The sequence below is a fragment of the Endozoicomonas montiporae CL-33 genome, assembly GCF_001583435.1.
GTDB lineage: Bacteria > Pseudomonadota > Gammaproteobacteria > Pseudomonadales > Endozoicomonadaceae > Endozoicomonas_A > Endozoicomonas_A montiporae.
The window spans coordinates 2,655,721-2,669,251 of the sequence record NZ_CP013251.1; the positions used below are offsets into that span (position 1 = coordinate 2,655,721).

General features: G+C 48.3%; 11 protein-coding genes and 1 pseudogene. 5 read left to right on the plus strand and 7 right to left on the minus strand.

The features are described 5' to 3' along the window. Positions 1-10: 10 nt before the first annotated feature. Positions 11-700 (minus strand): leucyl/phenylalanyl-tRNA--protein transferase, encoded by a 690-nt coding sequence (gene aat / locus EZMO1_RS12115; protein WP_051789574.1) that lies wholly within the window; start codon positions 698-700, stop codon positions 11-13. Positions 701-1,106: 406 nt separating this feature from the next. On the opposite strand from aat, the gene EZMO1_RS12120 reads away from it, so the two are divergent. Together EZMO1_RS12120 and EZMO1_RS12125 are read left to right on the plus strand one after the other, a co-directional pair. Beyond that, positions 1,107-1,508 carry a hypothetical protein gene (locus EZMO1_RS12120; RefSeq protein ID WP_034873887.1) on the plus strand — a complete coding sequence of 134 codons (402 nt, stop codon included), beginning with the start codon at positions 1,107-1,109 and terminating at the stop codon, positions 1,506-1,508. A 305-nt stretch (positions 1,509-1,813) separates the two neighbouring features. Then, positions 1,814-2,089 (plus strand): 4a-hydroxytetrahydrobiopterin dehydratase, encoded by a 276-nt coding sequence (locus EZMO1_RS12125; protein ID WP_051789575.1) that lies wholly within the window; start codon positions 1,814-1,816, stop codon positions 2,087-2,089. A 58-nt stretch (positions 2,090-2,147) separates the two neighbouring features. Here EZMO1_RS12125 and EZMO1_RS12130 read toward each other — a convergent pair whose 3' ends face one another. Next, positions 2,148-2,891 (minus strand): sensor histidine kinase, encoded by a 744-nt coding sequence (locus EZMO1_RS12130; RefSeq protein ID WP_051789577.1) that lies wholly within the window; start codon positions 2,889-2,891, stop codon positions 2,148-2,150. Positions 2,892-2,955: 64 nt separating this feature from the next. On the opposite strand from EZMO1_RS12130, the gene EZMO1_RS28125 reads away from it, so the two are divergent. Beyond that, positions 2,956-3,072, plus strand: a complete 117-nt coding sequence (locus EZMO1_RS28125) for a hypothetical protein (RefSeq protein WP_420809942.1) — start codon at positions 2,956-2,958, stop codon at positions 3,070-3,072. 8 nt (positions 3,073-3,080) lie between these two features. On the opposite strand, the gene EZMO1_RS12135 is transcribed toward EZMO1_RS28125, so the two are convergent. The 3 genes and pseudogenes from EZMO1_RS12135 to EZMO1_RS12140 form a co-directional block, all read right to left on the minus strand. Then, positions 3,081-4,508: an outer membrane protein assembly factor BamD gene (locus EZMO1_RS12135; RefSeq protein ID WP_145912577.1), complete on the minus strand. Its 1,428-nt coding sequence runs from the start codon at positions 4,506-4,508 to the stop codon at positions 3,081-3,083. Between the two features lie 98 nt (positions 4,509-4,606). Next, a pseudogene (locus tag EZMO1_RS26210) lies at positions 4,607-4,690 on the minus strand (IS5/IS1182 family transposase); the annotation flags it as partial. A gap of 33 nt (positions 4,691-4,723) precedes the next feature. Then, the gene (locus EZMO1_RS12140; protein ID WP_061509476.1) at positions 4,724-6,121 is read right to left on the minus strand and encodes an IS110 family RNA-guided transposase; all 1,398 of its coding nucleotides are present in this window, start codon (positions 6,119-6,121) and stop codon (positions 4,724-4,726) included. 680 nt (positions 6,122-6,801) lie between these two features. Here EZMO1_RS12140 and EZMO1_RS12150 point away from each other — a divergent pair. Next, entirely contained in the window at positions 6,802-7,242 is a 441-nt protein-coding gene (locus EZMO1_RS12150) for a hypothetical protein (protein ID WP_034873895.1), read from the plus strand. Positions 7,243-7,288: 46 nt separating this feature from the next. Here the strand turns inward: EZMO1_RS12150 and EZMO1_RS12155 are convergent, their stop codons facing one another. Together EZMO1_RS12155 and mfd are read right to left on the minus strand one after the other, a co-directional pair. Continuing rightward, positions 7,289-8,206: a CsiV family protein gene (locus EZMO1_RS12155; RefSeq protein ID WP_082211754.1), complete on the minus strand. Its 918-nt coding sequence runs from the start codon at positions 8,204-8,206 to the stop codon at positions 7,289-7,291. A gap of 32 nt (positions 8,207-8,238) precedes the next feature. Further along, positions 8,239-11,697 (minus strand): transcription-repair coupling factor, encoded by a 3,459-nt coding sequence (gene mfd, locus EZMO1_RS12160; protein ID WP_034873900.1) that lies wholly within the window; start codon positions 11,695-11,697, stop codon positions 8,239-8,241. 300 nt (positions 11,698-11,997) lie between these two features. Between mfd and EZMO1_RS12165 the strand changes: the two genes are divergently transcribed. Further along, positions 11,998-13,380, plus strand: coding sequence for a glyceraldehyde-3-phosphate dehydrogenase (locus EZMO1_RS12165; protein WP_236632006.1), 1,383 nt, complete (start codon positions 11,998-12,000; stop codon positions 13,378-13,380). Positions 13,381-13,531: the final 151 nt, after the last annotated feature.

Below are 13,531 nucleotides of genomic sequence, written 5' to 3' on the forward strand. Positions count from 1 at the left end.
ATTGCCATTCTTAATTCCAGTTTGCAACGGATTCTGTGCTTCGGCAATATCTTTTCAAATATTTCATGAACAGGTGTCGGGGTATTCGAATTGCTCCCAGAGACTCCAGATGCGGGTTGGGAACCTGGCAGTCCAGTATCTTTATTCCCTGTTCGGCCAGAAAGCGACAGAGGTAGATAATAGCGAGTTTGGAGGCGTTGGTTTTTTTACTGAACATGGATTCACCGAAAAACATCCGGTCCATCGCCAGACCGTAAATCCCGCCAACCAGCTCTCCGTCATCCGTGATTTCAACAGAATGCGCATAACCTTCCCGGTGTAACTGGTTGTAGGCGGCCTCCATCTGGTTCGTAATCCAGGTGCCTTCTGCATGCTCCCGAAGCACCCTGCATTGATGCATGACTCCGGAGAAGTTCTGATCGATGGTTATCTGGTAATTGTGTCGGCGCAGCTCTTTTTTCATAGATCGGGAGATATGAAGGCTCTCCGGCCGGATAATCATTCTGGGATCCGGGCTCCACCACAGAATGGGCTCGCCTTCATTAAACCAGGGAAATATACCCTGCTGATAGGCAGTGAGCAGAGTAGGGGTATTGAGAGTGCCGGCAAAGGCCAGTAAGCCATTAGGTTGCTCCAGTGCTTCACTGACCGGCGGGAAGTCAGCTTTAACAGGGTTTAACTGGTGTAAGAAAATATCCATACTCAGCTTTATATTACAGAGTGACTGAAAGTTTTGAACTTTAAAAACGATAAGGTGTATTGTATTCAGGAGCAAACATTGATCCAGATGCTTGCAATAAGTTCCATTTATATCTGTGTTTAGTGGTATGCCTCAAAAAAAAATGGCAATGCATCAGCTAATGATGTAAATTTAACTTTTCTTCAGGGAGATGTTGTATTAGGATGCGACCCCGTCTACCGTCAGTCTGCTTCTACCAGTCGTTGAATGAAGAACAATTCAGTTCAAAAATCAAAACTTCGATCTCATTGTAGTTACTCAATGTGTAGCTCCACATCTTGTGGTTACGCATCTTGTGGTTACGCTTTGTGGGTGGGAGCTGCTTCTATTAAACCTTTCATTACCTTTTTCAGAGGCTAGTATATCTATGGGTACCCTTAACGTGGGAGGCCATTTCGCTAATACCGAAGAGATGGACATTATCGAGCAACAGCGTCTTGCTGCTCTGATTGAAATCACCGAACAGCACACTAAGGAAGTGACTCAACTGAAGTCTCGTCTGGATGCTGCTGAACAGAAAGCAGAGAAGCTCGACAAGCTGGTTAAGAGTTCTGAAAACGAACTGAAAAACCTGCGTGCCAGCAACCCTGATCGTCTGAAGAAACAGGTTAAGCGTCTGCAAGAGCAGAACCGTGGCCTGACCGGTGAAAACAACACCCTGAAGTCCAAGCAGAAGCAACTGACTCAGCAGCTGAACAGCAGCAAGCAGGAAGTTGAACAGCTGCAGGCAGAGCTGAAAGACAAAGAAGAGAAGAGCAGCGAAGACTAAACGCTTCGGCCTGATCCTTTTTCTTATGGCAGGCGTTCTTGCTCTGTAGGCATAGGGCTGTGCAGCACAGCGTACTGACCGCTTTGATGGCACCTTGAGTGCACAAACTGTATGGCCACTGCCGATCAACCTGGTAATATTTCAATCCATATATCATCAGTAAAACCTTTCGGGGGCGCTCTGACGACACTGACCGATTTATTACTGTCTGGCTCTTATTCAGCCGCCCGTGACTTACGTTATTTCTGCTATTTTTCTACACTGTCTCTAGCTTGTCGAGAACAGCTGTTTAACAGGAGATATCCATGAGCGACTGGACTGTCTGTATTTACGACGGTGTTGAGCATATTGAAAAACGTTTCCCGTTCAAAAAATACTCCAGATCACTGGCGTTTTTTAATGCCGTTGCCGGTTTGGCTGAAACCTATATTCACCATCCTCGTATGGTGCTGGAATGGGGCAGCCTGACAATTGCCTGGGGAACACACGAGTCAGAGGATGGTTCTGGTGTTTTTGCAGTCGATCGTGAGCTGGCTGAAAAGTGTGATCAGCTCTATGAGTTGTTGAAAAAGCAGAGCTAACTGTCTAGCTTCTGAGCCTGCCTGCTCGCTTTCTGGGCAGGCGCTTCCCTGTATTCTGTCAATTCAGAGGCAGTGTAAACCAGAACGTTGACCCTACTGTCTGATTTTCCAGACCGACCTCTCCTCCCATCAGCGTGACCAGCTGTTTCGCAATACTCAATCCAAGCCCTGAGCCTTCACTGTCCTGAAATCGAGTCCGGCTTCCCTGTGCAAAAGATTTAAACAGATACTCCTGTTCGTTGGGGTTTATGCATGGTCCGGTATCACGGACGGAAATTATAAGAAATGGCTTTTTCTCGGCACTGATCCGTTGGGCGGACACATAGACAAAGCCACTATCGGTAAATTTAATAGCGTTGCTGAGCAGGTTGATTAGCACCTGTTGAACCCTTGTAGCGTCCCCTGAAATCGAGGCCGGGATTTCCGGACTTATTGCAAAGTCCAGCTCCAGCCCCTTCTTTTTGGCTGCGGGCTCAAACATTCTTACGGTATGCTGAACAACCTTATGGGGTGAAAAGGGCTCATGGTTAATCGTCAGTTTTCCGGTAGTCAGTCTGGAGTGATCGAGAATATCATCGAGTATTTTTAACAGGCTTTCTCCGGACTCCTGCATAGTGTTGACATATCGGTGCTGGGTTTTGTCGAGTCGGGATTCCGCCAGCAGCTCTGCCATCCCTAATATTCCATTCAGTGGCGTCCGTATTTCATGGCTGACCCGGGCAAGAATGGCGCTTTTTGCCCGGTTCTGGCTGCGTGCTTCTATGGCTTCCTGCTGAAGTTGTACCTCAGATAAGTTGTACAATCCTGAACTGGTTTAGGGCAAAAAAGCGTATTCCAGCGGCATTGTTGAGGGTCTGAATACCAAGATAAAACTCACTACGAGAAAATCTTACGGTTTCAGAACCTATAAATGTGTAGAAATCGCTTTATATCATGCACTGGATAAGCTACCCGAACCGGAAATGACCCACAGATTTTACTGACGAGGCAATCAAGGAGGTTGAGAAAATTCAGGAGCATTTTCAGGAGACTCAGGCAATTTCTCCAGCAGTGTTGAATCAATGGTAAATGTCGTATAAGAGGGATACATTGGCGCATAGTCATAGACTGCCGCGACAGAATAAAAGTAGCTTAACATATAATACAAATAGTCAAGATATGATGAGGAGTTTTTATGGAAAGCGTAAAATCTTTGAGCGCTTCGCCTTAAGCTTCCCTTTTTATTATCTGAATAACCCTTTCTGTACATAACCTGACTTATTCTTGGGCTTTTACTCCGGGCATCGCCAAGCTTGGCATAATACCGGGCCTCAGAGTTGACTGATTTGTCTAACTCCTTCTCTCCAGCCCATTTAGTTGACGAGCCTCTGACCACCCGAGTCATCATTTCAGGGTTAAAAGAATTGCTGCTGATATGAGAGACGGCAATCATTGGTTCCGTATATGATATATGACGCTCCAATGAGGGCTTTATTCCTTCTTCCATACAAATGTCCCAATTATTGCGACCAACCTTCAAATTCAAAGGATCAACCCCTTGATCCGGGCTGGCAGCAATCATCATTTTCAAACCGACATCATCAAAACGTACAGTTAAAAGCATTGAGTGATAAAAATTTAAATTCAAGTCGTCATTTAAATCCAAGTTGTCATCAGGACTTCGCATATTACAGGCTCTATATTCATTTGGAACGGGGCGCAGAAACCGGATGGGTAACAGGCTGATAACGGCAATTTCATCCATGTGGATATAGTGACTGAATGTGTATGGAGTTGAAACCCCCGTCTTTTCTCCTAAAAAGGCAGAATTTTGACATCTTTCATTGAGTGGAAGGAGTTGCTCAGGGTCTCCCAGTTCATTGGTAATGGCTTTACAGAAAGACTGCCATTGTTTTTGATTTTTGCTTTTAAGTTCAAAAAATTCCGTACCTGTAAAAACCAGTATGTTAGGATTTAATTTATTGCTACGCAGGTGACTTGTCAGATCTGATTGAATATGTTCCAACTGGGCGCTTGCACTTTTATATGAGCTGCCAGAGGCAAGATGCCAGTGAAAAAGTCGAACCCTGACCTTATCATTCTGCTGACTGAGGGAACCGGGGGAACCGGTATCAGTGAAAGTATCAGTTGATTTGCAGGTCCGATGGCAAGCAATCATGTTTAACAATTGCGATAACATGGGATTAGCTGAGTTATGGGTGGGGTAGCAATGATGGATATTAGCGTGCTCATGAGGGACTATTTTGTCTTTTACCAACACCCAGCCCCGTTTAGGTTCAGCGCAGGGGCCTTCATAAAAAACATCCCAAAAAGCTTTGTCTGCAGCCTCCTGGTCTGTTGCAGCTGAGATACCAGCGTACCCCCTTGAGCATAAGCAAACTATTAACAGAAACCCCGTTAGCAACACTACTTGAAACATTATCAAACGCTCCTACTTTGACATCCACCCATCGCTAAAGCGATGAGATTCCTTCTACAAGACGGCGATACCCCGCGCAGTTTATAACAATTCCATCTTTTAAGTAGGTAAAGCACTGCACAAAATACGTCGTAAAGATCAATGGTACGGGGCTTGGTTATTTTACGAGCACTTCTGAGTAACTCCCCATGAGCTCGCCGGTTGCTAAAACAACCCTAACCGACGGCGGTTTCAACCGGCGTTAATGTGAAGCCCATATCTTTAGCCTTCTGCTTCAGGGTTTTCAAAACTCTTTCTCTGTACCGCTGCTCAAAGTATTCCTGACCTTCATCTACATACTGGCTCCCATGCTTGAGCATACTGTAAACCAGCCTTGCCAGCTTATGCGCTGTTGCCGTAATCGCCTTTGGAGCACCAAGCTTGCTTCGCATTCTTCGGTAATAAGCACCCAAAGCACTTTTTGATCTGGTCAGTGAATAAGCCGCCAACCTGAATGCTGTTGCGGCTGCGCCTGGCAAACGCTTGGTTTTCCGGTTCAGAACTTTACCACCGGATATTTTGGTTCCGGGACAGAGCCCTAACCAGGAGGCAAAATGTTTAGCGGAAGGCCATCGACTCATATCCAGACCGATTTCTGAAACAATCTTCAGAGCCGTATTTTCATCAATGCCATCGATATCAGTCAGATCGACACCACTCACCCGGTTGAGCTCTGAACGCACATCAAAGTCTGGAGCGCAACGGGACTTCCGTTTTTTTGAAGGCTTATCTGGCGTAGAAGGCTTTTGAGAGTCTTTATCATCTTTGCTGTCAAATGTGTTGAGCTTCTGTTCCAGAGCTTTGTCACAAGCCCTGATTTTTTCATCATAAGTATCGTAAAGTTCAACAGCTTGCCGCAGAGCAAATACATGCTCATCCCGGTAATGCCCCTTCAGGGATTTGGCGATTTCTTCCTCGGATTTTTTGCAGTGCTTGTCACGATATTTAGCCAACTCCACAGGATTCCGCTGCCCATTCAGTATGGCGCGGATAATAGTCATACCGGTTTTTCCGGTAATATCAGTCACCACATTATCCAGTAACAGATTCATCTGTCGAAGTGCCTTTTGCATATGCTGGATGTGGGAAGCACGGTAGCCAACAAGAGTGTCACGTTGTCGTCTATAAGATCGTAAAGAGCAAACCTGCTCATCAGGGCGGAACGCGCCATTGAGCAACCCGTAAGTATGTAACTGCAAAAGCCATTGGCAGTCCAGAACATCATACTTACGTCCGGCAACATTCTTTACATGTCGTGCATTGACCAGCTTTACATCAAGTCCCCGGGATTCCAGTATTTCAAACGCAGGTATCCAGTAAATTCCGGTTGACTCCATCACAACGGTGGTAATGCCAAGCTTTACGAGCCAGTCAGCCATAGCTTCAAGGTCTGCGGTAAAACAGCCAAACGAACGCACCGGTTGTTCATCTAACTCTTCTGGCACAGCAACAAAATGTGACTCTGACCCGATATCAATACCAGCAGCAAAGAGATTGATTTTCTCCAGATGTCCAGCAATACGCTTTTTGACTCTGTCAGAATGGGAACGGTTGGATTTGCTGCGGCGAGACATGGTTTACCCTCTATACTTCTGTGCGAAGGCATATCCGGATATGGGGCTGTCGATGATTCGCATTCTTCCGAACGAGATCGCATATTGCGTCATCAGTGATGTTGTCGCCAGCTCCCCGACCACGCTTTCAAACGGGCAAAAGGCACCAGTGTGTTTACGGTCTCTGGTCCGGATATGTCTTCCTTTCTATCATAGGCATGTAGGCAGTAGTTGGGAGAAAAGTTACTCATAGATGTTCAGCCGGGGGCCCGGCTTGGAGCGCTTTCAAGAATCGGAAGAATAGGCTCAAATTGCTTACGGCTGATATTGCTGGGGTACGTCTGTCTCATTAGTAAAATTATGACGGAGACAAAAGATCATGAACAGCTTCTAAATTTGCAACTCTGGTCATTAGCCTGATATTACTGTCGTTTATTGTAGCAACACTGAAGCGATATCTGGCTCATGCAACGGGATGCTGAAATATTGACCCATAAAGTGGCGAAATGTGGCACTCATCTTTTCGGAAATGTCATGAAGTCGCTAATGAAAAAAAGCCGGTGCTTGTCTCGTGACCTGAAAAACCTGATTTCATTCCGGGAGAAGAGTGCAAAGGGTGAACACCCGGCCAGAGATAGGCAAACCGGGTGTTCTGTATTAGGGTTGGTCTCAGGCGGTGCTGCTTAATGCCGTCCCTATGAATGAACAATAAACTGCAGTGCCTCATTCGATTATTGCTTTTGTTTTGTCTGTTAAACAGCCATCAGGCTGTAGCAGGTGACCTTGAACCCTTTACCTCGGACGGTTGTAGCTGGTTTCCGGATGGAAACCTCCGGCACAGAACACTGTGGCTGGATTGCTGTATTGCCCATGATTATGCCTACTGGAAAGGGGGCACCCGGGAGCAGCGGGCAGAAGCCGACAGGGCGCTGAAGTCTTGTGTTACTGATCTTGGGGAGCCGGTTATAGGCTGGTTTATGGAGTTCGGTGTTCGAATGGGCGGAACGCCGTTACTGCCGACCTCTTTTCGATGGGGTTACGGTTGGCCTTACCCAAGGCAGTACCGGGCTCTTACAGAAGAAGAATTGAAGCAGGTTAAGGAACAATTTAGGCAACAATCGCAGGGATATAAACCAAAGTAAAAACTGTCCGGAGTGATTTTCAGGACAGTTTTTATCGAGCCTTTGTTCAACCGTTATCGAGATTCAGTCCCGGCAGCAAACCCAGAACAGGTTCTGGCGGGTTAAACGCATCAATTTCCGGCAATAGTGGATCATCGGGTCGGTCATAGGGCGTCAGTTTGATCAGAACGCCTAACACCGGGCTGTCCAGATATTGAGTTTGTCGGGTATTACGAATCCGGCGACTTTCCTGCAAATGGAAATTGCGGGTAATCTTCATTGGTGTGCCGGAAGGGTCCATGATCAGCTGCAGATCACGGCGAATATCCGGTTTGGACTGACCATTCCCTTGTTTCTTACTGTCCTGACTGTCGTCCATCAGGCTTATCGACTGATCAGTCTCCATCAGTTGATTTGAAAGTGCTTCCCGACTCAGCTCGCTGTACCAGAGGTTAACATCTGCGTGTAGAAAACGGCTGGCACTGATGCTGACGGAACCTTCCAGGAGATTGGGGTTGCCTGTATTGTTGTAAGCTCGGATTTTGATGGGTTTACTGCGTGAGTCATCCTGCAGAGGCATTAACCACGCCATTCGGCTGATGACCTTATAGCCATTGGCCGCATCAATGGTATTGCCCTGCTTGAGTAGCACCTGGGCTTCTCGTGGCAGTGCAATAAAGGCATCCCGTTCAAGGTCGGGCAGAATATTTCTCTTTTCCCGCTTTTCCAGGTTCAACAGGTCACTGAGTCCCGGTGTGGAATTGGGAGCATCGGGATTGCGCAGTTTTATCGCATTGGTGGGTAGGGTGTGCGGGCTGATTTGCGGCCATTGCTCAGTCCCATTCATACTGTTTTGGTTAATAAAAACAACCATGTCAGCCTGAAACCACCGGGGTGGTTCGGCATCACTGGCATGGCCGATGGCTGGCAGTGAGGAGGCCAGTATCAGCAAAGGTTTCAGGGCAGTTTTGAACATTCGTATCATTAACGGGTTTCCGTGAGTTACTGCTGACAGGGTTAACCTGCCAGCCTCTGCAACAGACTTTCAACGCCAGCAAAACGTTGCTCAGGTTGTTCCATCGCTCCACTATTAGGGGCACTGTACTTGAAGACACTGCTTCCTTCCAGTTTGTAGAGGTGCGGATCGGCCTGAATCATCTGGATGATGGCCAGCGGGTCGATCTTGGGCTGTTCTTCAAACTCAATACGAATGCTGCCTTCGCCAGCATCCAGTTTGATAATGCCCAGTTTTTCGGCTGTCAGACGAAGGCGGGTTTGTCGAAACAGGTTCTTGGCCTGTTCCGGTAGCAGACCAAAGCGGTCTATCAATTCCACCTGCAGCGCTTTCAGATCGTTATTCGAGTTGGCAGCGGCGATGCGCTTATAAAGAATCAGTCGATTGTGAACATCGTGAATATAATCTTCCGGCAACAGGGCAGGGAGTCGTAAATTGACTTCGGTTCCTTGTTGCAGGGGCTTATCGAGGTTGGGTGTTTCACCACGGCGGATAGCATTCACCGCTTTTTCCAGCATTTCGGTATACAGTGTAAAGCCAACACTTTGAATCTGACCGCTCTGGTCTTCGCCCAGCAGTTCACCCGCGCCACGAATTTCCAAGTCGTTGGACGCCAGCATGAACCCGGCGCCGAGATCCTGGGCTTCGGAAATGGCATCCAGCCGTTTGGTGGCATCTTTGGTCATGGATTTAGGCGAAGGTGTCATCAGGTAGGCATAAGCCTGATGATGGGAACGACCGACCCGGCCTCTGAGCTGGTGCAGTTGCGCCAGACCAAACTTGTCAGCCCGGTGAATAACAATGGTGTTGGCGCTCGGTACATCAATACCGGTTTCAATAATGGTGGTGCACACCAGAATGTTGTAGCGCTTATGGTAAAAGTCGGACATCACCTGTTCCAGCTCCCGTTCGCGCATCTGTCCGTGACCAATACCAATTCGGGCTTCGGGGATCAGGGATTGTAAGTCTTCAGCGGCTTTTTCAATGCTGGATACTTCATTATGCAGATAGTAAACCTGTCCACCACGGAGCAGTTCACGCAGAACCGCTTCCTTGATTAGCTGATCATCGTGTTGGCGCACAAAAGTTTTGACCGACAAACGTTTGGCTGGTGGCGTGGCAATAATCGACAGATCACGAATGCCGGACATCGCCATATTCAGGGTTCTGGGAATCGGAGTAGCAGTCAGGGTCAGTATATCGACTTCGGAGCGCAGGGATTTCAGTTTTTCCTTGTGACGCACACCAAAGCGATGTTCTTCATCAATAATCAGCAACCCGAGGTTCTTGAATTGCAGGTCACCCTGCAGAATTTTATGGGTGCCGATGATGATATCAATTTTACCTTCCTGCAGTTTTTCTTTCAGTCCCTGCACCTGTTTGGCTGAACGGAAGCGGGAGACCACATCAATTTCCATCGGCCAGTCAGCAAAGCGATCCCTGAAGCTTTCATAATGTTGTTGTGCCAGCAAAGTGGTGGGAACCAGAATGGCCACCTGTTTGCCACTTTGAACCGCTATAAAGGCCGCCCTCATGGCAACTTCGGTTTTACCAAAGCCGACATCACCACAGACCAACCGGTCCATGGGCTGGCTGGCGGTCATATCGTTGATGACGGATTCAATGGCCTGTTGTTGATCCGGTGTTTCCTCGAACGGGAAACCGGCACTGAAGGCATGGTAGTGTTGGTCGGGGGAGTCAAAGGCAAAGCCTTGAAGGGCTTCACGACGAGCGTAAATATCCAGCAGTTCGGCTGCAGCATCCCGGGCTTTTTCAGCGGCTTTGCGGCGGGCTTTGCTCCATTGCTCACTGCCCAGACGATGTAAAGGGGCCAGTTCATCGTCGGTGCCGGTGTAGCGGGCGACCAGGTGCAAGGATGCAACAGGAACGTAGAGTTTAGCCTCACTGGCGTACTCCAGAGTCAGGAATTCGGCTTCCTGTGCATCAATAGAGAGTGTCTGTAAACCACGATAACGACCTACACCATGATCAATATGCACCACCGGTGCACCTTCCCGGAGTTCTGTCAGGTTGCGGATAACCTGATCGGACTGGTACTCACTGTCGCCGCGACGGCGACGTTTCTGCATCACCCGCTGACCAAGCAACAGGGCTTCGGGAATCAGGGCAATATTATGTTCTGCAAGGTGGAGGCCTGCTTCCAGCGAACCCAGAGTGATGCCCAGCGATTCGCTGTGACCCAGGAAGGTTGACCAGTTAGCAAATTCAACCGGTTTGATCTGGTTCTGTGCCAGCATTTCCAGAAGCACTTCGCGGCGACCGGCACTCTCTGCCACCACCAGAATACGCGGGCCTGAGGCAATAAAGGTTTCCAGCGGTGCTAACGGATTATCGGCTCTGGCATTTAATGTCAGCTCAGGCAACGGCAGGCGACTGAGGTTGTAACGACCCTGCTTAGCTTGTACTTCTGCTGTTTCTAAACGCGCTTTACCATAGTCAAGCAGCTTCGCGTTCAGTTCTTCCGGTGGCATCATCACCCGATGAGGCGGAAGCAAAGGACGGAGTGGATCTACTTTACGGTTTTCGTAACGGTCGTTGACGTCTTTCCAGAAATGCTGAAGGGCATCCTGAACCCCCTGGCACTGTACGACAATGGTTTTTTCAGGCAGGTGGTCGAGCAGGGTGGCTGTTTCTTCAAAGAACAGGGGCAGATAATACTCAATCCCCGGACTGGCCATGCCCTGACCAATATCCTGATACATCGGACATTCCCGGTGATCCACATCAAAGGTGTCGCGGAAACGACTGCGGAACTGGTCACGGGATGCTTTATCCATAGGGAATTCATGGCCGGGCAACAGTTCAATACTGTCTACCTGTTCCGTAGAGCGCTGGGTTTCGGGATCAAAAGCTCTCAGGGTGTCGATTTCATCGTCAAACAGGTCGATACGAAACGGTTGATCAGCGCCCATGGGGAATATGTCCATCAGCGCACCACGGATGGCAAATTCACCGTGCTCATAAACAGTATCAACGCAGCGATACCCTGCCTGCTCCAACTGTTGCCGACGTTGTTCCAGCAGAAACTGATCGCCCCGACTGATCATCAGGCAGTTGGATTCCAGATAGCTGCGCGGGCTCATTCGGTGCAACAGGGTGGTAATGGAAATGATCAGGATCGAGTGATGACAACGGGGCAGGCGATACAGGGTTTCGAGGCGTTGGGAAACAATATCCTGATGCGGTGAAAAGGCATCGTACGGCAAAATCTCCCAGTCAGGGAAATGCATGATTTCAACCTGGTTATTGCCGTTGAGAAAAAAATTCAGTTCTTCTTCAAGACTGTTGGCTCTGTTTGAGTCAGGGGTAATCACCAGCAGAGGCTTGCTACTGTCTCTGGCCGCACTGGCTATGGCATAGGCACTGGCGGTTTGATCGAGATTGGCCCAGATAATTTTGTCACCCGCGTGGGTGGGCAGAGGAAGGCTTGCCTGCGACATAAGTCTACGGTACGTCCTGATTGATATAATTGCATCGGTAAAAGCGCATTGTAGCTATTCAGTCGTCTTTGTCACAGTCTGAAGCATGGAATTTAATCAGGGCTGTTCAAGTTTGTGAAACGATGTTGCCAGAATATTGCTTATTAGCGTTGTGGTCAGGATAATAGCCACGAACAGTCTCATGGGAGCCTGTGGACTCCCAGAGACGCGATAAAGACAAGAAGTATAAACAGCAGGATCAACACTGTGGTAGATAAACATTTTCAGGACTGGAAGGAACGAGAGGCACTGGCGGAATCCATGATTCCCCTGATTGGCCATCTGTATCGTGATAAGAATGTCGTGACAACGGTGTATGGCCAGTCCATCATCAATCGTTCTGTCATTGAAATTTTGAAATCCCATAAGTTTGTCCGGCAGTTAAAAGAAAGTGGATTAACCGTCAGGGATACTTTTCCGATTCTGGAAGCACTTAGCGGGATGAGTCTGGCTCCTTGTCGTATTGATATTGGCAAGCTGGCCACCGGTTATAATAGTTCAGACCGTCAACAATCCGTTGCCGATTATATTCGTCGGGAACTGGGTGATTTAGCCACCAGTGGTCAACCTGCAGCAGCGTCCGGACAGGACGTCGTGTTGTATGGTTTCGGGCGAATTGGGCGACTGATGGCACGCATCCTCATTGAGCGTGCTGGCGGTGGTGTAGGACTGAACCTGAAGGCTATTGTCGTCCGTAAGGGCAAGGCCGAGAATGACCTGCAAAAGCGCGCGAGCCTGTTACGTCGCGACTCGGTTCACGGGTCTTTCCGTGGAACGATCACCGTTGATGAAGATAACGAGCGGATATACGCTAACGGTTTGGGCATTCAGGTCATTTATGTAAACTCGCCAAGCTCTGTTGATTACACCCGTTATGGCATTAAAGATGCCATTATTGTCGATAACACGGGCGTTTGGCGAGATGAAGCAGGTCTTGGCCAGCATCTTGAGTGTAAGGGCGTCAGTAAGGTGCTTCTGACGGCTCCGGGCAAAGGCAATCTGAAAAATATTGTTTATGGTGTCAACCATCACGATATTGATCCGGAAGACAACATTATTTCTGCGGCTTCCTGTACGACCAATGCGATCACACCGGTGCTCAAGGCCATCCATGATCAGTATGGTGTCGTTAACGGGCATGTGGAAACGGTTCACTCCTATACCAATGACCAGAATCTTATTGATAACTATCATAAAGGTTCCCGCCGCGGTCGCAGCGCTGCCCTGAATATGGTCATTACCGAAACCGGTGCCGCCAAAGCCGTTGCCAAAGCCCTGCCAGAACTGAAAGGTAAGTTGACGGGTAGCGCGATTCGGGTACCGACGCCAAATGTTTCTCTGGCCATTCTTAACCTGAATCTGGGGCAGACAACCACCCTTGAAGCGTTGAATGCCTATCTCAGGGATACCTCTTTGTATTCATCGCTGCAGAAGCAGGTCGATTTTGTGAACTCTACGGAAGTGGTGTCCAGCGACTTTGTGGGTAATCGCAAGGCTGGCATTGTCGATAGCAAAGCCACCATTGTAGACGACAATCGTTGTGTGCTCTATGTCTGGTACGACAATGAGTATGGTTACAGCTGTCAGGTGAATCGTATTCTGAGACAGATTTCCGGCGTGAATTATCCGATAGTGCCCGCCTGATTATTGCCCTTCCTTTTGAATACGCAGTTTCCATTGACGTTGCTCGATGGAAACTGCTGTCACGTTATTTGTATTGTCAGCTGCCTGAACGATTAATTTAAGTTTATGGCGAATGCTGAAGTTAGGTGCTATAAATTTTCCGCAATGTAAC